The organism is Kothea flammea (genome assembly GCF_052161645.1).
Lineage (GTDB): Bacteria > Planctomycetota > Planctomycetia > Pirellulales > Pirellulaceae > Laterigemmans.
The window spans coordinates 178,092-204,321 of sequence record NZ_CP197414.1 but is presented as its reverse complement, the minus strand read 5'-3'; the positions used below and the strand labels follow the sequence as shown (position 1 = coordinate 204,321).

Here is a 26,230-nt window from a genome sequence, read left to right as displayed (position 1 = left end):
TATTATTAGTGTTCGACGTAAATTCATGGACTCATTCACAATCAACGAATACACACCACTTAGGGGGTGGTGACGCTTTGTGCTGAAATAGTCGCCAAAGCGAGGCCCCTCCGGCAATAGACTAGAAAGCATTCGTGGCTTGGTCGAGCGCGAAGGTCGGAAAAAAGTTATCGACTTTGTGCGGTCGATAGCAATCGAGTGGTGGTCTAAAAAGCTGGCGGAGTTCTTTAAGAAAAATGACGACACTCAAGGTGAACGTTTGTGACTAATTCAAACCGACAGCGGGAAGCAGCTTTTGATCGAGTTATTCACCAGTATTACCAAGCAATCGATCGTGGAGAATTAGTAGAACCCGAAAGCTTCATCGCGCGACATCCTCATTTTGCAGACGAGCTCAAATCTTTTTTCACGGATCTGCAAATCATCGACGATGCTCCCGATATCGGCACACCATCCCAAACGACCGGCCCGAACGGGCCAAGCTCACTCCATCCCATCCTGCATTTGGCTAAGCCAGGTGATTCGCTTACTTACATCGGCGAATATCGAATTCTAGAAGAAATCGCCCGTGGCGGGATGGGCGTTGTCTATTTGGCACGGCATGAGCAACTTGGTCGAGACGTAGCGCTCAAGATGATCTTGACGGGACGGCTTGCCAGCCAATCCGAAATAGATCGATTTCGTCGCGAAGCAAAATCTGCGGCGACCTTGCGGCACCCAAACCTCGTGACAGTATACGAGATTGGTGACCACCAAGGCAGCCACTACTTCACGATGGACTACATCGAAAGCGTTAGCCTTGCTGACCGGTTGCGCGAGGGTTCATTGCCTCCCATCGATGCCGCTAAATTATTAGAGACGATCGCCCAAGCCACCCATTACGCCCACAAACAGGGCATACTCCATCGCGACCTCAAGCCGGCCAACGTATTGATCGACAATTTGGGTCAGCCACACGTCACAGATTTTGGTCTCGCAAAACCGATAGTTACCACAGACGCCGTGTCGCAGACTGAGATCACGCTGACCGGCCAGATCATTGGCACCCCAAGCTACATGGCGCCAGAGCAAGCGGCTGCGAAACATCAACTTGTCAGCGTGGCCAGCGACGTTTATTCACTGGGGGCGATTCTTTACGCATGCCTAAGTGGTCGCGCGCCGTTTGTCGCCGAATCGACGCTGGAAACATTACGGCAAGTAATCCATGAAGAGCCGCTGCCAGCCCGAATCTTGAATCCGCGTGTTCCGAAGGATTTAGAGACAATCTGCTTGAAATGCTTGAGTAAAGAACCACATCATCGTTATCACACGGCTGATGCCTTGGCTGCGGACCTACGACGCTATCTTGAAGGCCGCCCAGTCGTGGCCAGACCGGTCAATGTGCTTGTGAAAACGTGGAGAGCGGCAAAGCGAAACCCGTGGCCAGCATTGGCTCTTTCGCTGGTTGTTCTCATTGCTTTCATATCTCCCTTAATCACAATCCAACAAGTGCGGCAATCTCGTCTGCTTTCAGTCAATTCCACAAGAATCGAACAGCAGAATGACGAGATCACTGACCTCTTAAGCTCCAAACAAAAATCCCTTCAGCTTGCGATCACAGCTGAAAAACAAGCGACTGCATCTTCCGCCGCAGCCCGTGCTCAAGCACTTAGCAATCGCAGATTACTTTACATCGCCGACATGCAGAGGATGGCGGGTCTCTACGAAGACGCCAACATTCGGGCCATGCGAAACGCGCTTGAACGGCACGTGCCCGCACCTGGCGAGCCAGACTTCCGCGACTTTGAGTGGTACTATTGGCGAGGAAAGCAAAATGGCGGTGCCATACCATGGCAGCAAGATACGACTGTGGAAAAACTTGAGCTTTCGAAAAATGGTCAATGGATAGCAAGCTACTGGATAGAGGGTAAGAACACCAGGATTCAGATCAGGAATGCCAACACTGGAAAGTTAAAACGTACGTTCACATTGCCTGGCTTGCAGGTTACCAATTTTCAGTTTCGTTGTGATCACGAACTAGTCGTGGCTGCACTTGGAGAATACCAAACAATTCATACCATCGACTGGCCAGCAGGTAAAATCATCACCAAAGTGCTTTCCTTCCCAAAACTCGCACAGATGCCAGCGTCACGTTTTGTGTTTTCCGAATCGGGCAAACTTGTTGCTCATGCTTTCCTGGGGAATGTGCGGTGTTACAGCACCATCACGGGTCAAGCTATAAAAGTACGATTACCCGAAAACGCCGACATCTCGCAAATCCGCAATCAGGGTGTTGTCTATAAAGATAAGGATGGTCACTACCAGCATTTCATGACACAAGTTGCTGGAGCAGTGCAAACACACATGGGTGCTTCGGTGCTCCAGTCAGATCCACTGAATGGCGTAGCCCAGCATTGGGAAGCGGGGAATCGCTTTGCACCTGATAGCAATCAAGAAGGTGGGCCCGTGATGGCTCTTAGCTTCTCCGCGTCGGAGGATCTACTCGCCGCCGGCACGAGGGAGGGACATCTCAAAATCTGGGACCTCTCCAGCGGGCACGTATTACTCGACATCGAATCCCATCAAGGAATCATTTGGGACCTAGACTTTTCACCCGATGACCAACAACTGGCCAGCGCAGGAGCAGACGGGAGCGTGAAAATCTGGGACCTGTCCAGCGGAGCATTGGAAGCCAATCTGGCCGGGCACAACGGCGGGGTGAAAAGCATTTGTTTTAGCACAGATAGACAGCTCGCATCCGGCGGTGCAGATCGTCTGATTCAGATCTGGCGACTGCCTGATACACGACCGCACAACACGCTGCGTGGCCACGAGGATTCTCTGTCGCGCGTACGCATATCCCCAGCCAATCGATCAGTGTGGTCGGTCAGCCATGACGGCTCCGTTTGCAAGTGGAGCATTGCAGACGAGTCGTCGCCAATCGTGATTGCGGATCCAACACCATTTTATGACGCTCATCTCTCCGCTGATAGGAGCCTAGTTGCTGCTAGCGGTTTGCAGAAAGGAATCACGCTATGGGACACGATTTCCGGAAAACCAAGTTTTTTCATGGATCCATCCAATGGATATGGATATCCGACATACCACACTCGCGTCAGTAAAAAAAATCTCTTGGGGCTGCGATGGGACGGTGCTCTTCTGCACTGGGACCTAACCACGGGTCAGCGAGAGCTGCGACGAAAATTTCCTGTTCAACTCATTGATCAAATGCCACATGCGGACATTTCCGAAGATGGTCTATGGATCGCGGCTCAACACAAAGATGGCCGTGTGAGAATCGATTCGACGATGGACGACAACATACCATCACTTTTGTTAGATCTTCAGGCTAGCCAGCCGTTAGCAGTGAAGTTCTCACCGGACGGCAAACACGTTTTGACAAATCTACTTGCGGCGGCTAATCAGGCCGGTAGAGACACCAGCACCCTGCAACTATGGGACGCCCGTTCGGGCAAGTTGATCGCTGATATAGCGGGCGGACACAATCTTCACGGGGTAATTTCAGGAAATGGCCGCGTGGCATATGTCGCCCGCGCCGGCACGCATGCCAAAACCACGGGACAGACTGAAACGCTCGTGATTTGGGATCAGGTTCAAGGCATACCGCTTGGACAATATTCGATGGTCGGCATCCAGCAGCTTGCCATTTCTCCCGACGGGACCAAACTGGCAATCGCTCTTAAACAGGAGGGTGCGATGTCCAATAGCGAACCACTTGTTAGCCTACGGCTCGTATCCGATGGCTCAGAGATCGCCCGATTCTCGGGAAATACAACTCATATCGCTTTCACCACCGATAGTCACCAACTTATTATCGCCGGTGAACAAGGCAAGCTCGATTTAGTGGACGCAGAATCAGGGCAGCTTTCTCGCCAGCTTGTCAACTCGGCCGGACGAGTCACCAGCGTCTCCTATTCTCCAGACGCAACCAATATCGCTGCGACGTTCACCAATCGTCATTCATCCGGTCATAGTGTCATTTCCCTCAGCAACCCCACGTTACAAGACACATCCTTAGCGCCAGCAAATATTAGGAACAGCACGACAACACCAATTGGATACCTTCCTGATGGACGTCTGAACTATCGGGGTCTCGCTTGGCGGCATTGCGAATTACAGCCAGCGCAGAGAGCAACTCACCAGCTCACGGAACAGTATGACTCTCTGCCAGAGGCCTTGGGGCAAGCGGCAAACACATGTTTTTTCCTGGCACCCGATCGAACGCTATTTCGTTTCGAATTGGCTCATCCCGAAAAGTTTATTCGCTCACAAAAATCTCTCCCGGGCAGCATGACTCCACAAGCAGTGGCAGCCAGTCGAGACGGAAGCCGAGTCGCTTTGGCGTTGGCCGACAGCGTTCATATCTATGACGGCGAGAGCTTGGAAAGCTTGCACGTTCTCAGAGAAATGACATCCAACATCCGAATTCTAGCATTCAGTGATGATGGTTCGATGCTGGCAACCGGTGACCAGGCGGGCCAAGTCAAAATTTGGCAAACAAATAACTGGGGGCTCCGGGCTGTGTTTGTGTCACACACAAAACCAATCACGGACCTTTGTTTTTCCCGTTGGGGTCAAACGCTCGTCTCCTCCAGTGAGGATGGTGAGATTGTCTTATCCGACGTTGTGACTGGAGCACCCAAAACAAGCTTTAGCGACCATCGGGGGCCGGTTCATGGGCTAGCCTTTTCACCCCAAGGTGACGAACTCGCATCTGCTGGAGACGATGGCACCATTCGGCGCTTTCGCGCTGCAGAATAAACCAAGTCGCGGAGACGTCAAACGGGCCGTCGACTCGGCTTTTCCTCGACAACTTATTTCTCACTATAGCCTATTTCCACTTCACCGAGCGTTCTAAGATTACAGAATGTCTCGTCAAACGCCCATCGACATGCATTTAAAAATCTCGGGAGTGGGGGCTCGCCGTGGTGCTGGTTCAGATCCTTGCTGGACTGACCAGCCCGGCGGAATGGTTTCGCGATGCGACCTCGAGAGATCAATGCAAGCTGGTTGTTAGTCCGGCTGATCCCGAAGCCGTGATTGGCCGAGACAAGCATGACGTGGGCTGACCACTTGATAACGTCCAGTATTTGACCGACTGCCAGAGCGGTGTGATTCTGAGTTTTGAAGTATTTCGCCAAAATAGTGATAATACCACTCTGGGGCCGATGATCGAGCAGTGCCAACGTATCATCAAAGGTCGCTTGCAAACGATTCATGCCGACGCCAGCTACTGCTCGATTCTTGATTTGAAGGATTGCGAGCGTTTGGGAATTGATTTGTGGGCGCCGGTTCAGGACAACATTATGCAACAACGCAAGCTGGCCAACGGTCACCTCCAAATTCCTTCGGGCAAGTTTGACTTTGATTCATCCACAGGAGAGCTAGGTTGCCTGGGTGGCCATGCGATGAAACTGGTGCGTACCGTGGAACTTCCCCGCGCCTGTGGACGCACCGTACCGGAACTGCGTTTTGAGCAGTCGGAGGAACATTGCGCGGTCTGTCCTTTGGCGGCGCAGTGCCTGGGTGACCGCTCCAAACGTCGCACAGTCAGCCGCCAGAAAGATCAACATCTGCTTGATACTCAGAAGGAGAAGATGTCAAGTGAATCGGGCCGCCGGAGTCGAAGTAAGCGTGGTTCATCGGTGGAAAGGAGCTTTGGGGATGGCAAGCTTCACCGCAATCAGGCTAATCGACACGGTCGCGGATTGTCTCGGGTACGAGCCGAGGTGGTCCTGCTGGCGATCGCACAGAGCACACTGACGCTACACAACCGTGAAAAACGCGGTGAAAAAGCAAAGACGTAAGCTGGACGATCTCATTAGGCGATTCGGATAGTACCGACCGGCTGGTTGCGAGTTACAATCAGCAACTTGCCCGCCGACTTACAACTTGCCCACCATTTCCTCCGTCGAGGTTTCGCATGCCCCCGTTCACCTCCAGCCGCCGTGCTTTTCTGGCTTCCACCGCGGCCCTGGCTGCCGCTTCACCACTGGCCGCCTCACCCCAGGGTCCTTCACCCCTGAATCCTTCCCCTGAGCGAAAAGGGGCAGCGGACGATCCCGCCAACTCCAGCGGGCCGTTGTTGGCTTACGTGGGCACGTTCAGCGCTCCGCTTCGCGACGTCCTGCCGACTCAAGTCGATCTACCGCCGGGCAACGGGCGGGGCATTCATATCTTTTCAGTCAATCGCGAAACTGGCGATTTGACTCCGGCCGGTCTACTCGAGTCGGGCACTAGTCCCAGCTCGTTGGTGATTAACAACGCCGGCACGCATATGTATTCTGCCGATGAAACCGCTCGCGTGGGGACGGGCAACATCGGCACCGTCAGCGCCCATTCAATTGATCGTCAGGCTGGCCAACTGACGCTGTTGAATTCAGTGCCCTCGGGCGGCGCCGGACCGACATACGTGAGTCTTCATCCCTCGGGAAAATTTCTCTTTGTGGCAAACTACTTTGGCGGCACGGTGGCTGTTCTGCCCATCTTGCCTGATGGGCGTTTGGGCCAGCCAACGGATGTCAAAGTAGACTCTGGAGAGATCGGCCCGACCCGGGCAACCAATGCGCCTCCGGGGAGCTTTGCCATCAGCGGACATGATCGCACCCACGCACACATGATCGAAGCGGCTCCCGACGGGCGCTTTGTACTGCACGTCGATCTTGGATTGGATCAAATTTTCATTTGGAAGTTTGATCAGCAAGCGGGACGTCTGATTCCCGCTGAGATCCCCGCCATCTCGCTGCCACCCGGTGATGGCCCCCGCCACTTTTATTTTCACCCCAACGGCAAATGGTTTTATTCCGTGCAGGAGGAAGGTTCGACCGTTGTGTTTTTTGCTTATGATGCACAAACGGGGCGACTGACGGAACGCCAGACCCTTTCGACTTTGCCCCCCGGGTATGAAGGAAGCAACTTTTGCTCAGAAATCTTAGTGTCCGCAGATGGTAAGTTCTTATACGTGGGTAATCGCCTGCACGACAGCATCGGTATCTTTGCCATTAACTCGACGGGCGAGTTAAGCTATCTCGGCGAAGAGTGGACTCGAGGTGATTACCCCCGGAGTTTTAATTTCGATCCCACCGGCAACTTTCTGTACGCCTGCAATCAACGCGCCGACCATGTTGCCGTTTTTCGAGTCAACCGCGAAACGGGCGGCCTGCAGTTTACCGGACACTACGAAGCGGTGGGCAACCCGTCGGCAATCGTGTTTCTGGATTTAGCGAAGTTAGGGTGAGTCTTCCGCAACGGTAATTTACCGTCCCTCTGCTTGCTGGTCGAGAAATTGGAAAACATCGTCAAGTGCGGCTTGCACGATCACCATATGTTCAACCTGGGGATATTCGCGATAGGTGACTTTGGCTGCGGTCTTGCGCAGTTGGTTGGAGAGCGATTTTGCTCCTGACCGTCCAAAGTCAAATTCCCCAGCGGCAATGAACCAGGGGATTTTTGACTCGCCGGCTCGCCGCCCAGGACGCCCACCGCCACCAAGTGCGACCGCGGCCGTTGGTAGCTGCGGATGTCGGTTGACTTGTTGGACCACCTGGCCCGCGCCCATCGAGTGACCGACAAAGAATATCCTTTGCCGATCTACTGGATAAATCTCCGCCAACGCAGTGACGATCTGCTGGCTATCCATGCCCAGGCCAAATAGCGATTGTCGCGGTGATGCAACCAGCCAGCCGCGTTCGACGGCCAGTTGCGGGAGTCGCCCGGCACCATACGTTTCAAAGAACATGTTTTCGCTGCCACCCGCACCATGGAAAGCGATCAGCAGCGGAATGGGCGTGTTGTCATTGGCCGTTTGCGGCGCTCGGCAGCGGATGTTAACGCGTTGGTAACCGTCCGCCAAAGTCAACCATGTATCATGCTCGATGGAATGCTCTCGGAGCGTCGCGTTGGCAGTTGCCGGGGCAGCCACCAGTGCTTCGCAGAGTTCCAGCAGGCGGTTTGTCGGATAGTCAACTTCGAAGGTCTGCTGGTCGTTTTGCGCGGTCAGCTTGCTGAGTAGATCGGTGAATGTCGCCCGCGCCGTACCGGCAAACTGAGCCACTGCTGGATTAGTTTCAGCTTCATTACCTCCGCCGGTTTGGCTGCGGCTTGCTTGTCGCAGCCGTTCCAGACGCGCGTCCCAATCGTCGACGCGAGCAACCATTTGCTGCGCAAAGGGAATTACTTGCTCACCATGGATCAATGACGCCGTGAGGTTGTAGTCGCCTGCCGGTAAAGAACCAAAAGGCAGGGAGCAGCCGACCGTAGCGGATTTCCACTCAACCTGATGTCGCAGCTGTTGGGAATCTCCAACGCTCTCCAGCCGCAGCAACAATTGAAAGTCAGCGGTTGCCATCTCGGGCGTTTCGTAAAACGGTGCGACTCGAAGCCGCAGTTCCGTTTCATCAGCTGAGGCAACCTGATTACTTACCAGCAGCTGCAAGGAGTATGCATAGCGCTGCGTGGGCGTGGCTGGCGTGGCGGATACGGTTGCGAAAGTCGCTTCGTCGAGTTGAGCGGCAGCTCCGCGTAGTTTAAGGCTGAAGAAATTCGTGACGGCCGATTGCATTGGGTTTAAGCACCGTTTTCTGGCAGCTTCATCAGCCGTTTGCCAAACAGTTTCAAAGCGTTGCAGGCGTTTCCCCAATTCGTAGCGATCGGATTGAGCGGCTGCCGGGTGAGTTGCGTAAACGCATAGCAGCAAGCCAGCCCCGAGCAGGCTGAGCAATCGCAACCGGCGACGCTCGAACAATGTGAAGAGCGGCGCAGCGGGGGCCGGTTCGCGGCCAATTTTATTCTGGAACATTGGCGGTGGTGCTCAGCTCCTGGAGATCAAGGGTTTGGCCATTGGAAAATGAACGATAGTACGCGCTGTAATCCGCTGGTTGGTCACCTGCTGGTTGGTCACCGTTCGTTGGCGTCTCAATGTCTTGTTCCGCCAGTTGCTGAGCATTAAGAAGCTGGGCGTTAAGAAAGTGGACTGAGTGTTTGCCCACGACTTCAGCTTGCGAGCCTTGCACGACTAAGGCGGTGGCCTCATCGATACCGATCCCCAACAATTTGGGATGTCGCTTGATAACGGGAATGAGATCGGGAAGTCGTCCGCGTTGGGTGAAGTGTTGATCGATTGCGACGCCAGGCAAGAAAGCAAAGCCGCGCTCATAGCCTTCCGCCATCATGACGGTGTTACCCAGCGGATGGCCTCGCACAAGGAACTCACCTTGAATGGTCGCGCCGGCTGAACTACCACCGATCACGCCCCCGCGAGCTAATACATCATGAAACAATTCCACCGCGTTAGTGTTGTCATAAGCGTCGACGAAATTCCATTGGCGTCCACCACCAAACCAAACGCCGGTTGCCCGTCGGAGTGCTTGTTGAAATTCCTCTGACGCAACTTCGTCGGGCAGCATTTGCGGCAAGATGGTAACGCTGGCAACATCAGCGCTGCGCAAGAAACCGGGGATTCTTTGCTGGCGAGCGACCGCTGGCGGTACGGCGGTTGGCAAGAAAACGAGATGTGCCTGAGGGCCACCAGCCAGGGCGATGAAACGGTCAATGATAGGTTGTGGGAGGCCACCGCCACCGACAATGACCAGGGAACCGTTATTGACGCCAACGGAAGTTGTTTGCGGCAGGCCGGGGTCGCTATTAGCAGCCCGAGCTAGTGCCGCTCGACGCCATTGTGTGAGGTCGGCGATTTGACCAGATGCCAATCGTAGCTGGCTGGCGGGACGAAAGCTGCAGGCGGCAAGTAAGCAAGTGGCGGTCCCCTCGCCAACGACTCGCAAACGACGGCCACGAACAATGACCGCGGTCGCTTCATCAATGCCCAGACCGAAGCGATGGGGGTGTTTTGACACCGCTGCGATGCTGCGAGCGAGTCGATCGCGTTGGCTGAAATGTTGATCGATAATTGCCCCCGGCAGCAGATCCAGCCCGCTGGCGAGTTCAGGTGCTTGGCGACCTGAAGCAATCATCACTCGGGACATGATGGCGGCCCCCGCCGATGTGCCGCCGATGACGCCGCCGCGCTGCAAGAGTGCCTGAAGTTCCTCTTCAACCGCCGTGCCGAGAAAGGCATCGGCCAGACGCTGTTGTTGGCCGCCACTGATCCAGACGCCATTGGCATCGCGAAGCATGGTGGCCAAGGAGCCGGTTGCCTCCGCGGCAGTCGTCTCCCCGGCAGTTTGGTCTGCGGCAATTTGGTCTCCGGGGGCGAGTTTGATATTTTCCAGCCCCGCGCTGGAGAGCCAGTCTCGCGCAGAATTGGCCGCTTGCTTCGGATCGGCAGCGGCTGTCCCAATGACAACGACGGCGCCCTCCGGGCCCACGCTGTTAACGAATGCTTGCTCGGCAGCTGGCGGGATTTTGCCACCCCCGACAATGATCAGCGTACCGCCAATCCCCTGCGGATCAATCCAAGCGGCTTCTTCCGCGGCGGATCGTTGGGCACCGCGGCCACTGACGATGGCTAGTGCGAAAAAAACAATGGCGGCTGGTCGCCAAAGCTGGCTGGTTCGCCCAATCAACATGATACGAGTCACTCTGCGTGCGAATGTGGTACCTGAGTGTTCCTAAAGCGAACATTGTACCTGCCGAGAGTGCGGTGGACTGCGGGCTGTCGCTATTTCCCGATCGAATTTAACGCATTCGTCGAGCCTGCTTGGCTGGTGGCGTATCTGTGGACGAGCGTAATCAGCTGGCCACGGTCGATCGGTTTGGTGAGGTAGTCGTCACATCCCGCAGCAAGGCACTTTGCACGGTCGTCGGCCATTGCGTGTGCCGTTAAAGCGATCACGGGGTGGTGATATTCTTGTTCACGAAGGCTCGAAGTCGCCGTGTAGCCATCCATGATGGGCATTTGCATGTCCATTAAAATCACATCAAAGGGTTGCCCAGTGAGTTTTGCCGCCAGCGCCATTTCCAAGCCCTCCTTGCCGTTCTCAGCGGTCGCCACGCGGGCTCCTGATTTCTTGAGAATAAAGCTGACCAAGCGGCGATTATCGGGGCCATCCTCGACTAGCAAAATCCGCTGGCCAGCCAGCGCATCGGCTGGTGGAGGTTCTTTCATGACCGCCGTTGGGATGGCTGGGATGTTTGATGCGGTAAGTAACCCACCGGCTGGCCCGGGTTGAGTTCTCGGCGGAGAACCGGGAACGTCAACGGTGGCGACGCGCAACCTAAGTTCAAACGTGGAACCAACGCCCAGTTGACTGGTACAAGTCAAACTGCCGCCCAACAAATCGCACAATCGATGGCTAATCGCCAAGCCCAATCCGCTGCCACCGAATCGCCGTGACATCGAACTATCGGCTTGTTCAAATGGTTTGAACAGATTGGAGAGCTGTGTCTCGCAGATACCGATGCCCGTGTCGACAACTTGAAAGCGAAGTTCGCAACTATCTGCCGCGGTTGTCTCGGCTATGACATTTAGACTGACAGATCCTGATTCGGTGAACTTGATCGCGTTGCCGACAAGGTTGATAAGAATCTGACGGATTCGTGTGGTGTCAGAATTCACGACCAGTGGCATCAAGGGGTGCCAGCTGACTCGCCAATCGAGGTTCCTTTCCTCCGCGCGGACGCGCATTGTTTGCTCGATGTCTTGCAAAAATTCAGGGAGTGAAATGGGTAGTTGTTCCAACTCCAGTTTGCCAGATTCGATCCGCGAGAGGTCGAGGATATCATTTAGCAGCTTGAGTAGATGTTCGCCATTGCGCTGAATGGTAGAGGTGGCCGCGGCAACTTCGGACGACCGCAAAGTGGTAGCAATCTGTTCATTGAATCCAAGGATCGCCGTCATGGGTGTGCGGATTTCATGGCTCATGTTTGCCAAGAACTCACTTTTCGCACGGTTAGCCGATTCGGCCGATCTGGCCAGTGCGCGCGCGTTTTTCACGCTGTCCTTGAGTTGGTGATTCAGCTCCAGGACTTTCATGGCAGCTTGTTTGGCACTGGTTACGTCAAGACGAATTGCGACGTACTTTTCGATTTCTCCCAATTCGTTAAACCAGGGAACGATCGTGGTGTCGACCCAGAACGTGTCACCATTTTTCCGCTTGTTGCAGATTTCACCGCGCCAAGGCTTGCCGCTGGAAATTCGCTGCCAGACTTTGCCCCAGAAAGAAGTTGGGTGATACCCGGAGTTGAGAATCTTGTGATTTTGTCCTAGCAGTTCCTCGCGGGTATAACCGCTGACCTCACAGAAAGCTGTATTCACATCGATTATGTTGCCAGCACGATCAGCAACGGACAACAGACAGTGCTCTTCTAGGGCGGCTCGCAAGGCGTTAATCTCGCGAAGCGATTTTTCCGCTCGCTGCGTGGCTTCGATCAACTCGGTAATTTCACTTTCGATTGCCATAAAGCCTTGCAGCTCGCCAGCTTCGTTGTGAATGGGCTGGATATCTAAATCTAACCAATACTCTCGCCCCTGTTTAGAACGATTGAGGATTTCACCTTTAAAGGATTGTCCTGTCAAAAGTGCATCCCGCATCGCCGCTCGAGTTTGCTGGCAAGTTCCATCGAATTGTAAGAGTGCTCCCGGGCTTTTGCCCATAACTTCTTCGAGCCGATAGCCCGTGATCCGCTCGAAGGCGGCGTTTACCCAAGTAATTCGCCGGTTGGCGTCGGTGATAATGACAGCGTTGGTGGTCCGTTGGGTCACCAATGCCAACCGCGAGTTCTCTGCGTTCGCCTCCGTGAGACGCTCCATGGCCGAGACTTGTTCGGTCACGTTGTAGTGGACGATCACAACACCGCCGCTGCGAGACTCCAGGGGCGAAATGGTGGCGGAGAACCAGCGTTGTTCGGTCGGGCTGTGGCAAGCGTAAGTCAGGGTTTCGTGGGTTGAACGACCGCGCAACACGTTGCGAATTGCCGTTCCCATTTTGTTGGCATCCGCACGACAATCGCCGCTCGCTTGATCACAAACCTCCAAGTAATTCTTGTCACGCGAACGCTCACCGGTGCCACCGTTGTCAAACCAAAATCGTTTCCACGCTTGATTACTTTGCAACACATTACCTTCGTGATCAAGAATGACCACGTGAGCAGCTTTGGCGTTAATCACCGATGTGAGAAAGACATTAGATTCCGCCAGTCTTTGGTTGGTCACTTGCAACTGTTCGTTGGCTCGCGCCGCCGCCGATCGGGCTTCCTCAGTCGCCACCAGCAACTCTTGCTCACGACGCCTCGCCAGCGAGCGCATACCTCGGCAGACCGAGAACATGATGCCCAGTAAAGCGGCTACCAGCCCCAGCCAACCAAGGCGTTCAGGGATGCCGATCGCAGTTAATTGGCCGCAGATGGCCAGCCCAAAATAGCTGCCATTGTCGATGCCAAAACGGCTAATGAAATCCATAATGCTAATTACCGCACATGCTTGCGACTCTTGTTATGGTAGAGACCGTGGCGATCTAGACCAATACTAAATGACTTGGCGGTGCGGCACCGAGTCCGCATGGAGATGTCGAACTGCAATGCGCGCCAATCGTGACTGGATTGAGTGTCAGCCGCAGATGCGAGCGTATCACTTGTTCAACGATAGGACGCTAAACCCGTCAGGGTTTTCCCGCGCCCGACAGTTTTCCAACTGCACAAGTCTCTGGAGGTGAAGGTCCGGATTGGTCCGATTGTGCGGACCCCGGTACTCATCAGTGGCAGTTTGCCCGCCCGATTAGAACTCTTCAGGCAATTCGACGAGCCCGGCGAGGGTCTCGCGGAGAACTCGCATGACCCGCGAACGACTGGCGCAGACCGCGGCGTTTGACATGTCGAGACTGGCGGAGATTTTTGAAATCTGCTCGTTCCCCGCACTGGCTCTCCAGAACGCTTGCCAGGTGTGTGACGGGAATTCTTCCCGGAAACAATGGATTGCCCGTCGCACCCGCAGCACGTTTTCGCGATGTCGCTGTTGATAGATTCTTAGCCCAAGTTGATCAGCCAGCTCATTGCAGCCGTCTCGAGCCATTTGCTTTGACGGCTTCTTACTCGCAGAGTTCTTCGAGCCGATGAATTCGACCAGCATTGAAATGGTGATGTCCAACAACCAATGCCGAAAGCCCGCCCCCCGGCCGTCACTCTCAAAATCAGCAAGCCCGGCGTAAGCGGAGCGAAAGACCGCCTGGGTGAGCGTGGCAGCGTCGGTTGCTCCGAGTCCGCTTCTTCGGCACCACTGGTAAACGCTGGGACCAAAGATTTCAATGATCCGATCCCAAGCTGGCGAGTCGTTTCGCTTTGCTAGCTCTAGCATCGAGTTCGCGGGGGGGAATGACTCGGGCACTTGCGCTGCAGTGTTTGAATTGTTCTGAAGTCAAAACGCACGATCCGGCGCTTAAATGTAGCGGCTAAATCACATGCTCGGTTGAGGAAATCATGTAATTTCTGGATTGTGATTCGCAAACTAGCTTTTGATAAGGTGGTCCGCTTAAACTTTCGCAGAGCGAAAAGCGACGCTACAACACGATCCGTTTCTTATCCTTTTGATTGAAAATGGCATGCAAAAAAGTGCATATGGAAAGACTGGAATGCAAGTGACCCAACTTGGTTACGGGAGCATGGGGTTGCGGGGCCCCAACACTTGGGGCGTGCGGATGGTTTGCGATCGTGATGCGGAGCGAATGCTGCACGCCGTGCTTGACGCGGGTATTAATTTTATCGACACCGCCCCCGATTATGGTGCAGCCGAGGAGCGGATCGGTCGGTTTCTCAGCGCGCGGCGGGATGAGTTCTATTTGGCCACCAAGTGTGGCTGTGATTATGTGCAACATGCCGATCATATTGAAATCCGGCATCACTTTACCCCCGAAGTGGTACGCCGCAACTTGGAAACTAGCCTGCGACGCCTGCAAACTGATTACGTCGACGTGTTACAGTTTCACGGGGGGGCCGCGGATGATTTGGTTCGCGACGGACTGATCGAGCTGTTGGAAGAGTTTCGTCAACAGGGACGAATTCGACACCTCGGTGTGTCGAGCTCATTGCCGCAGTTGGAAGGGATGGTCGCTTTGGGTGTTTTCGAAAGTTATCAGATACCCTACTCTTGCCTCGAGCCACAGCATGACGCTTTGCTGCGTCGCGTCGCTCAGCAGGGTGCCGCGGTGATCATTCGCGGAGGAATCGGCAAGGGAGGACCAGAAGCGGAAATCCAACGCAAAACGATCAATCAAGTTTGGCAGCTTGCCCGTTTGGACGAACTGCGCGAGCCTGACATGTCGGCCGCGGAGCTGATTCTGAGATTTACGCTCTCTCATCCCGCTTGTCACACCACCATCGTGGGAACGGCTAACCCAGACCATCTGGCCGAAAATATCAGGGCAGCGGAGAAAGGTCCGCTGCCCGGGGAGTTAGTGGGAGAAATCAATCGACGCGTCGATGAGGTGCTTAAGCTTTCGCCACCAGCCTGATAAGTTGCCGGTAGAGTTGATCAATGTCCTCTTGCAGTTCGTGGCGCAGTACTCTCACCGTTTGCTGGTCGCGATCATGGGTAGCAGTGATCAGCTGTTGCAGCGGCCCCGCCAAGCTATCGTCGAAGGTGACCACCATGCCTTTGAGGCGGTGAGCTGCTCGGCTTAGTTCATGCCATTGCTCGGGTTGGTCCCACAGGGGGGCCATGTCCGCGATTAGCAACGGCAAGTCTTCTGTGAAGATCTCAGCCATATCGCGGAAGAGCCCCACGTCACCGCCCAGCCGTTCCAAGGCCGCGTCGAAGCGAGCGGGCATGTCGGATTGGTGTGATGGGATAGCGGAACTCATTAGCCAACCTGCGGTCAGAAGTTATGTGCTAACAGGAACTTTACGATCGACGGGGATATCGTAAGTCGCGATGCGATCGCGGATTTTGCCGCGAGTGATTCCCAGAATCTCAGCTGCTTGGGATTGATTGCCTTCAGTTTCTATCAACACCCGTTCCAGCAAATGCCGTTCCATAAATTCGACCGCTTCCGCGTAGAGGTTAGTCGATTCGGCGCTCAGCCGCTGCTCAACAAATTCCACGAGCCCACCAGTGATGTGTTGTTTTGCGACCGGTTGCATTGCGGCCTGCTGTTCGTGGCTGTCAGCCAATTTTTCGCCGCCGCCTACATTCGTTGCCGAGGGGTGTTCAATCGCCTGATGGTTCGCAGCGTCTTCCTGATCTGTGGCGGTTTGTTGCTGGCGGATTTCTTCCGGTAAAGCCTCTGGCAGGATGACCGGGCCAGTCGTATTGAGCACCGCGCGTCGCACAACCGCTTGCAGTTGTCGCACATTTCCGGGCCATCCAAAGTTGCACAACAACTCTGTGGCGGCCGCTGAGATGCCTTCTAATTCCGATTTATCAAAATCAAACTTTGCTTTTTTGAGAAAGCACTGCAACAGTGTGGGAATGTCACTGGGACGTTCTCGCAACGGAGGGAGAGAGATCGTGACGCCATTGAGCCGGTACAGCAAATCTTCGCGAAAGTCACCCTCTTCGACCATCTGTTCTAGGTTACGATTAGTAGCGGCAATGACGCGGACATCGGTCCGCAGCATTTTCTTTCCGCCTAAACGCTCGAAATGCTGGTCCTGCAAAACTCGCAACACTTTGGCTTGCACGGCGGGCGACATATCGCCAATCTCGTCGAGCAGTAGCGTGCCCCCATCGCACTGTTCGAATTTACCGATGCGACGATTATCGGCCCCGGTAAAGGCACCCTTTTCGTGTCCAAAAAGTTCGCTCTCGAGTAGATTCTCCGGCAGGGCCGCACAATTTACAGCCAAGAAAGGCCCCGCCGCCCGATCACCATGTTGGAGCAGTGCGCGGGCGACGAGCTCTTTGCCCGTGCCACTTTCTCCGCGCACCAGCACCGCCACGTTCTGTTTGGCGACCCGTCCGATGGCTTTAAAAACCTCCAGCATCCGCGGGCTGCTGCCGACAAACAATTCCCCCTCGTGAGGGTTTCCATCATCGGCCGCAATCGCGATGGGAATGCTGACCATGCGACGATTGAGTACCGCGCGATCGACGAGCGCGGCTAACTGATTGACATGTAATGGTTTGGCAACATAGTCGTACGCGCCCAATTGCATCGCCTCGATCGCCGTCTCACTGCCGGCGTCGACGGTGATAAAGATCACTGGCAGTCGCGAATCCAACTCATGGATCTGACAAAATAACGCGAGACCGTTGGTGTCGGGAAGCTGGATATCGAGCAGCACACAATCTGGCTGCTCCTCATCGACTAGTTTCAAGCCATCGCGTGCGTTCGTGGCAGTGAACACGATGGCATCATCGCCAACGGCTTGTTCGACCATTTTGTGGATCGCTCGATCATCGTCGATAACCAGTAGCTTGAATATCTTCGTGCTATTCATTGAGTTCCCGAGTGTCGTGCAAGACGGCCCCACATTCTCAACTCGCCGTTCCGATTGGCTGGGGGACGGGGCGTGAACCTACGGCCGAAAACATAATTATCGTTGAGGAGTCGTGGGTTGAACAGGGAGCTTGGCGGGAAACCGATGAAAGTCTTCGGCAAGTCGGTTGCCATATTTTCTGGCACGCCGCTTGCACACTTATGCCAGACGACTAACGACGCCGGTCATGATTTCTACCTACCCCCTGGTTAATCTGGGGGCAGGTCGAACTGCATCCCCCTGGGCCTTAGCTTGCCCGGGTGCGGTGACCGGGCTGGTGCGAGGAATGAATTCTCTCATCATTACCGTCGGCAATTACTCCCCGCTTAAGGAGACGTGCCATGACAACTCGCAAACCCATGCCAACTCGCAAACAAACTGCGACCGACAAACAAGCGGCAAACGACAAGCAAGCGTCGGCGGCTAAGCACCCTGCCGTTGGATCGCCGTCGACACGAACGTCCCCCGATCCGCCCAGCGAAGCACGTCCTGACGATTCCTTGGAGCCAGCGGCCCGCGCCGCCGCGAGAGTTGGTGATGAGCCGACGAAGTCGCCCGGGAAAGAGCCGGGCAGGCACGCTAAAGCGCTGGTCGATGATTCGGTGGAGTTGGTGAAAAAGTCCAGCACCGGGGAGGACGAGCCGATGGGCAAGGAGCAGCCGCAAGCTCCCTTCGCACTCGTGGCGTTATCTTATTTCACTGTGTTGGCGTTATTCGGTTTGATTTTGGGTTGGCTCTATTTTAGCACCTCGACATAGGTGTTTCGCATTGACGCATCTACGCTTCGACGAGCATGCGTTCAGCGATTTTCATTGCTGGTTAGCGGGTTCCGAGCCGGGCTGAGATTCTTTTTACATTTGCTTGACTCAGGAGCGACCTTCGTCGCGGTGCACAAGGCGATGATGGTGAATATCGGCGGTTGACCGATTCACTTTTCCTCCCTGGAGACTTTGTGCTATGCGATATTTATGGATGTTAGCAGTCTTAGTTAGCCTGGCGTGCGGCTCGCAATGTTTCACGCCAGCAGCAAGTGCCGCTCAAGTGCAGCTGGAGTTGGCAGCAACCCACCCCACGATGGTTGCCGGTGAAAAGCAGACAAATTACTTGCGCGTGGCGTTGACCGGGTTTGAGATGGCAGCGGAGGTGGAGCGACCTCCGATTAACGTGACCATCGTGCTGGACAAGAGCGGTTCGATGCAAGGGAGCAAAATCGAACAAGCCAAGCAAGCTGCCATCGCGGCCGTGCAGAGGTTGCAAGATCAAGACATTGTCTCGGTGGTTGTCTACGACAGCCAAGTCGAAGTGTTGGTGCCCGCCACGCGAGCCAGCGATCGGTCAGCGATTGTGGAAGCAATTAATCGCATCGGTGCCAACGGCGGTACCGCGCTTTTCGCCGGAGTAAGCAAAGGGGCGGCGGAAGTTCGCAAATTCAAGCAAGCCGACCAAGTCAACCGCGTGATCTTATTGTCCGATGGCCAGGCCAACGTGGGGCCCTCGTCGACCGGCGAGTTGGCTGCTTTAGGTGAGTCATTACGGAAGGAAGGAATCAGCGTCACCACGATGGGTTTGGGGCTTGGTTATAACGAAGACCTGATGACCGCTTTGGCATCGGCCAGCAACGGAAACCATGCGTTCATTGAATCGGCGACGGAATTGGTCGCTGTCTTTAATAATGAGTTTGATGATCTGTTGAGCGTCGTGGCGACGGACTTTGAAATTCAAGTAGACATTGATCCGGCGGCGCGACCGGTGCGCGTGATCGGTAGTGAAGCTGACATTGAAGGGCAACGCATTACGTTGCCGCTTGCGCAACTCTATGCAACTCAATTAAGAAATTTTGTGATTGAAGTTGAGGTGCAACCAGGTGAGGTTGGTTCTTCGCGTCCATTGGCGAGCGTCAGCGTCAAGTATCGAAATTTGCAAACCGAAACAGTCGATCAACTCGCCAGCACGGTAGCCGTGCGTTTCACTGATGACAAGGAGATTGCCGCTAAAGATGTCAATGGCGAAGCGTTGGCTTTTTGCACGTTACAATTGACCACGGAGGTGAACCGCGAGGCCACCGCGCTTCGTGACCAGGGCCAGATTGAGGCAGCTAAGGCACTTTTGGAGAAAAATTCAAACATCTTGCTGAACTGTAAAATGCAGTGTCTCGACGGGCTGAGTCCAGAAGCTGTTAAAGCGCTCGACTTTGGCATTTTGAACAACCGTTTTCAGGCGCAGAACGTGAGCGATTCGGGAAACTGGAATTTCAACCGCAAGCTCATGCGGCAGTATCAAAATTCGGTCGAGCAGCAGCAAACTTACTCGGGAGTCGGTAAGATTTCTGAAACTCCCCCCGCCGATGTTAAACCCAAGCAATCGGTAGATTCCGGCCAAAAGTGAGTCTCGACTTTGCCTATTCGTTTGCTGATTGCCTTAATTGGATTGGTGGTGGCGCCGCTGTTGCTGATTGGTTGGATGCTAACCAACGCAACTGCGGCGCAAGAGGCCGCGGCGCGCGATTCTTTTGTGGCCGTGCTACGGCAACAGCTCGACCAGTGGCGCACGGAAGCCGAGCTTCTGTTGGGCGAATATCAACAAGACTTGCTCAACGGTTTGGTGGCGGCTGATGACCCGCAACAATGGATTGCCGAGCTGCGTCGGTCCGACCCGCGAGTCCAGTCGGCATTCTTGCTGGATGCCAATAACAAACTGGTCTACCCCCGCGTGCCCGCACAAATCGATGCGCGACGCATGACCGAGTTTCTGATGATCGAGGAATTAGTTAACGGTCGCCCCCGTGGCCAAATTGATGAAGCTTTGGTGCTCCGCGCTGGCGATCATCAGGCCAGTTGGATGCCCTGGTACCGGGAGCAAGGTCTGCAGTTGGTGATTTGGTTGCAACGGCCCGACGGAACTTCGGCAGGTATTCTGTTGAACCGTCCCGCTTGGGTGGCTCGCCTCATCGCTCGTTTGCCCGACTCAAGATGGCAACAAGCAAGCTCGGTGCTTTCCGCCGAGTCGCTGGCGCGGACTGAAACTCGCATTTCGCTCGTCGATGCCCAAGGTGCCACCGTCTACCATTGGGGCGATCGGCCGAGCAGACAGTCTTTCGAAAAACCTGCCCCCGCGACTGATCGTCAGTCACCAGAGCCGGCCGCACGGCAGGCAGCACGGCAAGTCGGTTTGCCAGCACAAAGAGTATTGGCCGCGGAGCTTGCCAAACGACAGTGGTACGATTGGGCGGAAGTTAATTTGCGACCGCCGCTGTCGGCTTGGAGCTTGCGGTACCAGGGGACCACTCCCCTAATCGCCGTGCGTTCTCAGGCGACACCCATTATGATTGGGCTAGCCGCCCTCGGCGTGTTGCTGGTGGCGTTGGGAGCCTATGTCGTGACCTCCTTTCGTCGCCAAGCCCGCCTAGCGCAACAGCAAGTCAGCTTTGCCGGCCAAGTCTCCCACGAGCTGCGGACGCCGTTAACGAATATCCGCCTGTACGCGGAGCTAGCGCAGCAAGATCTTGCCGGTTTTACGGAGGGTACACTACAGCAGGGTGTGCGTCAGCGCTTGGTCGTGATCGATCAAGAAACGCAACGGCTCAGTCGACTTTGCGCGGGAGTCTTGGAGCTAGTAAAACGTCCGCAAGGCAACTACCAACCTCGCTGGGAGCGCGCCATTCCTGATCAGCGGATCGACGATCTTATTCAGCAATATGGCCCCGCGCTAGCGAGTCATGATTGTCAGATTGAGCGTCTGTCGGGAGCTGGGGAAGCGGTGTGGTTTGAATGTCAGACGTTGGAAACAGTCTTTGTCAATTTACTCAGCAACGTGGAAAAGTATGCTGTTGCTGGTGGCTGGATGGGGGTCACAACGCGGCTTGAGGCCGAGCAGTTGTGGTTAACAGTGGAGGATCGTGGAGCGGGCATTCCGCGTCGCTACCGAAGTAGGATTTTCCGTCCGTTTTTTCGCATCGATTCGTCGATCCATGTTCCTTCGGGTACAGGCATTGGGCTTTCCATCTCACGTCAGTTGGCCCGCGGGGCTGGGGGAGAATTACGGCTTTGTCCAGTGACCACGGGGGCTCGCTTTGAATTAACGCTTCCCGTTCGCCGCCAAGCTCCCGGCGAGATCACCAAGGGCATGGCAAACGACTCTGTCTAACCGTGAACTTTTTAACTGTAGACTCAATAACTGCAGACTTATTAACTGTGGACTTATTAACTGTGGACTTGCTGCGATGAAGATTTTGGTTGCCGAAGATGACTCGCACACGCGGGCCGCGCTGGTCGAATTGCTAACCGCCGATGGTCATTATGTGCTGGCGGCCGCCGATGGTTTGCAAGCGGCTGAGTTGTTTGCGAGCGAAGCATTTGATTTGGCCTGTCTCGATGTCATGATGCCCCATCGCAGCGGCTATGACCTATGTCGCGAGTTTCGCGTTGCCAGTCCCGATTTGCCAATTTTGTTTTTGACCGCCAAGGCCGATGAGATTGACAAAGTGGTGGGGCTCGAACTGGGGGCAGATGATTATATTGTCAAGCCGTTTGGGACGCGTGAGTTGTTAGCTCGGATTCGCGCCGTCTCACGCCGCTGCAGCCGTGGTGGTCAATCATCGAATGACGGCATGGACGATCCCGAGGGAGCTTTTCCGCTGGGGCCATGGGTGATCAATCCGCGGCAATTGCGGGGACATCGCGATGACCTGACGATTGAGTTGACGGCCCGCGAAGTGCGTTTGCTGCGGATGCTCAGTGATCATGAAGGGGAGGTCGTTTCGCGTCGCTCGCTTTTTAACTGTGGCTGGGGAATCAGTCGCGTGCCCAACAGTCGAACACTCGATCAAACCATCAGTCAGTTGCGGAAACGGATTGAACCCGACCCGTGTCACCCCACGATCATTCGCACCGTGTATGGCGTGGGGTATCGCTATGATGGGGTCGATTTCAACGAAGATTTTCAGCAGTCGCCTTGTTCATAGTTGCCTTGTTCGTAGTCACCTGGCTAGCAGCGGGCTTGCTCTGTTTAGCAACAGGCTTGTTGAACTGAAATTTCCGACTGCTCCGCTCGTCCAGCACGACATGCGTGCGGCAGATGCGATCATGCAACGGACGCCTTGTGGGACCAAACACGAACACCCCATCGACCACGATCCAGAGCCTGGCGAGGACTTTGGCAACCGCCGTGGCAATTGGAAACGAGAGCACCAAAGGCAACGAGAAAACCGCCCCAATCCAAAACTCCAAATAGCGAAGGATGCTGCGGGCGATCAGTACGCGAGTTGGCGGTGGCAGGCCGTGCACGTCAACGACGCGCAGCTGCATCAAATAACGGCCGGGGGTTCGCCAGCGTTTCAAATCCCACCAAAGTGCTAAGCTGGGCACGCCGATCCAACCAACTAAAGCTAAACATCCGAGCAGGAAACGCACCCATCCATAAGACACTGGTAGCTCAAACTCATTGTAGCTATCCATGGCCACTAAAGTCATCGCCAGGTTGGGCAAGATCAAAGGGGCTTGGAGCAAGAATAAGCACGACATGTCGATGGCCCAAGCGATAAACCTGGCTGGGCGCCCGGCCAGCGTGCTGCCGATCGGTGCCACACTTTGTAATGCCTCTTGGAGCTGTCCATAATCTTGATATCGGTCGTCGGGATGCTTGGCCAACAAACGGGCTAACACATCACGGAATGATTCAGGCAGTTCCGCTGGCCATTTTTCAGGGAACTCAATCGTCGCCGTCTGATGACTTAGCAAACGTTCGTGGAGCGAGCTGCCTTTCAAAGCGAACGGTCTGCGCGCAAAGGCCAGCTCAAAGAGTGTCACGCCCAGCGCATACATGTCGGCGCGGCGATCGGGGGGTTGGCCGTCGATCAACTCGGGAGCGATGTAGTTGGGCGTCCCGCTGATGGAGCCGTCGGAGCGAGCCGATCCACTGCGACGTGATAATCCGAAATCACTCAGCTTGACGTGCCCCGGCCCGGCCATCAAAAGATTGCTAGGTTTGATGTCGCCGTGCACTAATCCGCTGCGGTCGGCCGCCGCCAGCGCCTTGACAACTTGGTTGGCGTAGAGAATCAATTCATCGTAGGGCAGCGGGCCGTCGGCCAACCGTTCTTGCAAGGTTGGTCCAGGCAATAATTCCATGGCCAGAAACGGCTCTTCACCTTCACGACCCACATAGTAGATTGTGACCACGTTGGGATGATTTAAGCGCGCTTGTGAGACCGCTTCCCGCCGCAGGCGATCATTATAACCTGGCCCACCGGAAACACTGCTGCCAGAGCTATTTGATTGTCGTAAAACTTTGACCGCCACGTAGCGTTCGAGCGAAGTATCGAGTGCTCGGTAGACGGTCCCCATTCCACCGTTTCCCAGGGCCTCCTGGAGGACGAAGTGCCCCAATCGTCGGCCGGGCCGTGATCTGGCACCACCAGCCGAAACCAAGTCCGCCGAGTCGTGGCTGTTATTCGTCAAGTCTTGCTCATTTGCTGTCAGATTTTGCTCATTTGCTGTCAGATTTTGCTCATTTGCTGTCAGCTGTTGATTGTTATCCGTCAAGCCTTGACTACTGGCAGCGGAAATGCGGCTGCTGGAGTCGCGGGTCGAGAGGGAATTTGGCAGCAAGTTATTGGCGGCCCATTTTAGTTCTTTTTGATACTGGGCGGTATCGATCGTGATATCGTCGGTGGAGTCCGCTTTGAGGCTGGGGAGCGTGATCGTGACGGTTGGATCTTGAATAACGCTGAGAGGAATTGCCAAGTTGCAGTTGGGGCAGCGTCCGACTGAGTCGCTGGTATGCTCCCCGGCATGCTTGTTGAGCGAGATGTCGGTGCCGCAAACGCAGCGGTAGCAGAGACCGCCGGCAGTCGCCCGCGGGAGCGCTTGATGCTCGCCGTGGGGATTCCCGGGTTGGTCAGACTGGGCGTCTGCTGGCTCCGACTTGGACATTACGAGCGGGCCACCAGGGGATCGAGGTTGGGAGCGACCGCTTCGACAAATCGACGGGCGAGTTGCCGGACTTCGGTGGTGGTTCTGAGTTGCATCGCTTCGGTCAGCAATTCGTTGGCAGCAGCTTGAGTGATGTGGGAGGCCAGTTCCTTGATGGTCGGCACCAGAGCTGGGCTCATGCTGAGCCGATCGAGCCCCATCCCCAGCAGCAAGGCGGCCGCTTCGGGTTGGCCAGCCATTTCACCGCAGAGGGTGACCGGCTTGTTCGCGCGGCGACACTCTTTCACGACGCTCCAAATGAGTCGCAGCATGGCAGGTGCAAGGGGTTGGCAAAGGTGGTTGACTTTGGGGTTATCACGATCGGCCGCCATAACATACTGCACCAAATCATTGGAGCCGATGGAAACAAAATCGACAAATTCCAATAGTTGGTCGATGACCAGCGCTGCGGCGGGGACTTCAACCATCATACCTATGGGAACTTCGATAGGTTCCAGACCTCGCAAGCGTAGTTGACTTTCAGCGCGGCGGACCATTGCTCGCAGGTAGACCAGCTCCTCCAAATTGGTGATCATGGGGAACAGCAAACGGAGGGAGATATCGGCTTGGGATTGTGCCGCGGTGGCTGCTCTCAGGATGGCCCGCAATTGGGTGGCAAAGAACTCGGGATGCTCAAAGGAGAGTCGGATGCTTCGCCAACCCATAAAGGGGTTTGACTCGCGGCCTCCGTGCCCCAGATAGGGGACTCCTTTATCACCGCCGATATCGAGGGTGCGGATGGTGATATCGCGGTGCGGGCTGGCGGCGATCATTTGGCCGTAGACCTCCGCCTGTTCGTCTTCATCGGGGACATCCGGATGCAGCAGGTAGAGATATTCGGTGCGGTATAAACCAACTCCGCTGGCACCCATTTTTACCGCCATTTCGGCATCGGCCAGCGAATTGATATTAGCCAGCAGGCGAAGTGGGTGGCCATCGGCGGTTTGGGCTGGCAGGTCACGATTTGCCGCCAACCGATCTTTGAGGTCGACGTATTCGCGTTCCAGTTTGCGATAAGCAGCTTCGGTTTCGGGTTCTGGGCCGACGATCACCACTCCCTCGCGGCCATCGACCACCACCATTTGACCGGTGGCGACTTGGCTGAGGATATCACGCACGCCGACGACCGCGGGGATACCTCGACTGCGGGCGATAATCGCCGCGTGGCTGGTTTGGCTGCCGGTGGAAGTGACGATGGCCGAGATCTCGCGATCGCCGAGGGCGAACAGTTGGCTGGGCAATAATTCGGCCGCGACGATCACGACGGGTCCGCGAAGTTCGGGTGGATCGCCTTGCAGCACGTCGCTGAGGTAGACGCTGAGACGTTGGCCGACGTCGCGAATATCGCTAATCCGATCTCGCAACAGGGCGTCGCTGTGGTGCGACATCAGATCGTCGTACTCCTCCATCAACTGGCGGAGCGCCTCTTGACTGCTGATTCGTTCACGTCGCACCGCTTCACGCATCCGTCCGGCAAGCGCCGGGTCGCGGAGAATCGATTCGTGGACCGCGAACACGGCGGCGGCTTCTTTTCCAAGCTGAAAATCGACGCGAGCCTGTAATTTTCTTAAATCGGCGGAAACCGCTTCGATGGCCGCATCGAGGCGGGCAAGTTCGCCCGGAACTTCGGCCTCATTTAGCTTGGCTTGGTCCGGATTTACGTAAATTGCCTCGATGCAGTAGGCTGCGCCGATGGCAATTCCAGGCGAGATGGCAATCCCTTTTCTCATTTCCGAATCGTGGCAGCCCCTCAGTTTGAAGCCGCCTTCTCCTATTTCTGCGGTTGAGTGGGGAAAACAGGGAAACTATTCTAGTGCCGCTGAGCCGTATCCCAAGGTGCGAGAGTCGCGCCGAATTCACGGATGGTCTGTGACGGCGAACCCAAGCACTGCTTT

16 protein-coding genes are annotated in these 26,230 nt (G+C 55.4%); 8 read left to right on the top strand and 8 right to left on the bottom strand.

Annotated features, from left to right (window positions below; genetic code table 11):
* The first annotated feature begins 261 nt into the window (after window positions 1-261).
* The 3 genes from SH139x_RS00690 (at window position 262) to SH139x_RS00680 (ending at window position 7,237) form a co-directional block, all read left to right on the top strand.
* Window positions 262-4,761, top strand: a complete 4,500-nt coding sequence (locus tag SH139x_RS00690) for a protein kinase domain-containing protein (RefSeq protein WP_488353372.1) — start codon at window positions 262-264, stop codon at window positions 4,759-4,761.
* Window positions 4,762-5,090: 329 nt separating this feature from the next.
* Window positions 5,091-5,807 carry a transposase gene (locus SH139x_RS00685; protein ID WP_488353371.1) on the top strand — a complete coding sequence of 239 codons (717 nt, stop codon included), beginning with the start codon at window positions 5,091-5,093 and terminating at the stop codon, window positions 5,805-5,807.
* Between the two features lie 116 nt (window positions 5,808-5,923).
* Complete coding sequence (locus SH139x_RS00680) at window positions 5,924-7,237, top strand: lactonase family protein (protein ID WP_488353370.1); 1,314 nt, start codon at window positions 5,924-5,926, stop codon at window positions 7,235-7,237.
* Between the two features lie 18 nt (window positions 7,238-7,255).
* Here SH139x_RS00680 and SH139x_RS00675 read toward each other — a convergent pair whose 3' ends face one another.
* The 4 genes from SH139x_RS00675 to SH139x_RS00660 form a co-directional block, all read right to left on the bottom strand.
* On the bottom strand, window positions 7,256-8,797 hold the full coding sequence (locus SH139x_RS00675; RefSeq protein WP_488353369.1) for a hypothetical protein: 1,542 nt from the start codon (window positions 8,795-8,797) through the stop codon (window positions 7,256-7,258).
* On the bottom strand, window positions 8,784-10,526 hold the full coding sequence (locus SH139x_RS00670; protein WP_488353368.1) for a cyanophycinase: 1,743 nt from the start codon (window positions 10,524-10,526) through the stop codon (window positions 8,784-8,786). Before SH139x_RS00670 ends, SH139x_RS00675 begins: the two co-directional genes overlap by 14 nt.
* A 92-nt stretch (window positions 10,527-10,618) precedes the next feature.
* Window positions 10,619-13,357: a PAS domain S-box protein gene (locus tag SH139x_RS00665; RefSeq protein WP_488353367.1), complete on the bottom strand. Its 2,739-nt coding sequence runs from the start codon at window positions 13,355-13,357 to the stop codon at window positions 10,619-10,621.
* A gap of 315 nt (window positions 13,358-13,672) precedes the next feature.
* Window positions 13,673-14,248, bottom strand: a complete 576-nt coding sequence (locus SH139x_RS00660; protein ID WP_488353366.1) for an RNA polymerase sigma factor — start codon at window positions 14,246-14,248, stop codon at window positions 13,673-13,675.
* Between the two features lie 244 nt (window positions 14,249-14,492).
* Here SH139x_RS00660 and SH139x_RS00655 point away from each other — a divergent pair, with 244 nt between their 5' ends.
* Complete coding sequence (locus SH139x_RS00655) at window positions 14,493-15,401, top strand: aldo/keto reductase (RefSeq protein ID WP_488353365.1); 909 nt, start codon at window positions 14,493-14,495, stop codon at window positions 15,399-15,401.
* On the opposite strand, the gene SH139x_RS00650 is transcribed toward SH139x_RS00655, so the two are convergent.
* Window positions 15,379-15,750 (bottom strand): Hpt domain-containing protein, encoded by a 372-nt coding sequence (locus SH139x_RS00650; RefSeq protein ID WP_488353364.1) that lies wholly within the window; start codon window positions 15,748-15,750, stop codon window positions 15,379-15,381. The genes SH139x_RS00655 and SH139x_RS00650 overlap by 23 nt on opposite strands.
* Before the next feature lie 21 nt (window positions 15,751-15,771).
* A complete protein-coding gene (locus SH139x_RS00645) occupies window positions 15,772-17,328 on the bottom strand; it encodes a sigma-54-dependent transcriptional regulator (protein WP_488353363.1) in 1,557 nt (518 codons plus the stop codon).
* A gap of 380 nt (window positions 17,329-17,708) precedes the next feature.
* Here SH139x_RS00645 and SH139x_RS00640 point away from each other — a divergent pair, with 380 nt between their 5' ends.
* From SH139x_RS00640 to SH139x_RS00625, 4 genes are all read left to right on the top strand, one after another.
* Window positions 17,709-18,125 (top strand): hypothetical protein, encoded by a 417-nt coding sequence (locus SH139x_RS00640; protein WP_488353362.1) that lies wholly within the window; start codon window positions 17,709-17,711, stop codon window positions 18,123-18,125.
* 199 nt (window positions 18,126-18,324) lie between these two features.
* Entirely contained in the window at window positions 18,325-19,752 is a 1,428-nt protein-coding gene (locus SH139x_RS00635; RefSeq protein ID WP_488353361.1) for a vWA domain-containing protein, read from the top strand.
* Between the two features lie 9 nt (window positions 19,753-19,761).
* Complete coding sequence (locus SH139x_RS00630; protein ID WP_488353360.1) at window positions 19,762-21,510, top strand: sensor histidine kinase; 1,749 nt, start codon at window positions 19,762-19,764, stop codon at window positions 21,508-21,510.
* A gap of 76 nt (window positions 21,511-21,586) precedes the next feature.
* Entirely contained in the window at window positions 21,587-22,327 is a 741-nt protein-coding gene (locus SH139x_RS00625; protein ID WP_488353359.1) for a response regulator transcription factor, read from the top strand.
* Here SH139x_RS00625 and SH139x_RS00620 read toward each other — a convergent pair.
* Both SH139x_RS00620 and ptsP read right to left on the bottom strand, forming a co-directional pair.
* Window positions 22,293-24,296, bottom strand: a complete 2,004-nt coding sequence (locus SH139x_RS00620; RefSeq protein WP_488353358.1) for a protein kinase domain-containing protein — start codon at window positions 24,294-24,296, stop codon at window positions 22,293-22,295. The genes SH139x_RS00625 and SH139x_RS00620 overlap by 35 nt on opposite strands.
* Window positions 24,296-26,065 carry a phosphoenolpyruvate--protein phosphotransferase gene (gene ptsP / locus SH139x_RS00615; protein ID WP_488353357.1) on the bottom strand — a complete coding sequence of 590 codons (1,770 nt, stop codon included), beginning with the start codon at window positions 26,063-26,065 and terminating at the stop codon, window positions 24,296-24,298. Before ptsP ends, SH139x_RS00620 begins: the two co-directional genes overlap by 1 nt.
* Window positions 26,066-26,230 lie beyond the last annotated feature (165 nt).

What these genes read in the sequence shown, in the direction of transcription:
- SH139x_RS00665 (WP_488353367.1), bottom strand. Translation starts at nt 13,357, where the DNA reads ATGGATTTCATTAGCCGTTTTGGCATCGACAATGGCAGCTATTTTGGG.
- SH139x_RS00675 (WP_488353369.1), bottom strand. Translation starts at nt 8,797, where the DNA reads ATGTTCCAGAATAAAATTGGCCGCGAACCGGCCCCCGCTGCGCCGCTC.
- SH139x_RS00645 (WP_488353363.1), bottom strand. Translation starts at nt 17,328, where the DNA reads ATGAATAGCACGAAGATATTCAAGCTACTGGTTATCGACGATGATCGA.
- ptsP (WP_488353357.1), bottom strand. Translation starts at nt 26,065, where the DNA reads ATGAGAAAAGGGATTGCCATCTCGCCTGGAATTGCCATCGGCGCAGCC.
- SH139x_RS00650 (WP_488353364.1), bottom strand. Translation starts at nt 15,750, where the DNA reads ATGAGTTCCGCTATCCCATCACACCAATCCGACATGCCCGCTCGCTTC.
- SH139x_RS00625 (WP_488353359.1), top strand. Translation starts at nt 21,587, where the DNA reads ATGAAGATTTTGGTTGCCGAAGATGACTCGCACACGCGGGCCGCGCTG.
- SH139x_RS00640 (WP_488353362.1), top strand. Translation starts at nt 17,709, where the DNA reads ATGACAACTCGCAAACCCATGCCAACTCGCAAACAAACTGCGACCGAC.
- SH139x_RS00655 (WP_488353365.1), top strand. Translation starts at nt 14,493, where the DNA reads ATGCAAAAAAGTGCATATGGAAAGACTGGAATGCAAGTGACCCAACTT.
- SH139x_RS00635 (WP_488353361.1), top strand. Translation starts at nt 18,325, where the DNA reads ATGCGATATTTATGGATGTTAGCAGTCTTAGTTAGCCTGGCGTGCGGC.
- SH139x_RS00660 (WP_488353366.1), bottom strand. Translation starts at nt 14,248, where the DNA reads ATGCTAGAGCTAGCAAAGCGAAACGACTCGCCAGCTTGGGATCGGATC.
- SH139x_RS00680 (WP_488353370.1), top strand. Translation starts at nt 5,924, where the DNA reads ATGCCCCCGTTCACCTCCAGCCGCCGTGCTTTTCTGGCTTCCACCGCG.
- SH139x_RS00620 (WP_488353358.1), bottom strand. Translation starts at nt 24,296, where the DNA reads ATGTCCAAGTCGGAGCCAGCAGACGCCCAGTCTGACCAACCCGGGAAT.
- SH139x_RS00670 (WP_488353368.1), bottom strand. Translation starts at nt 10,526, where the DNA reads ATGTTGATTGGGCGAACCAGCCAGCTTTGGCGACCAGCCGCCATTGTT.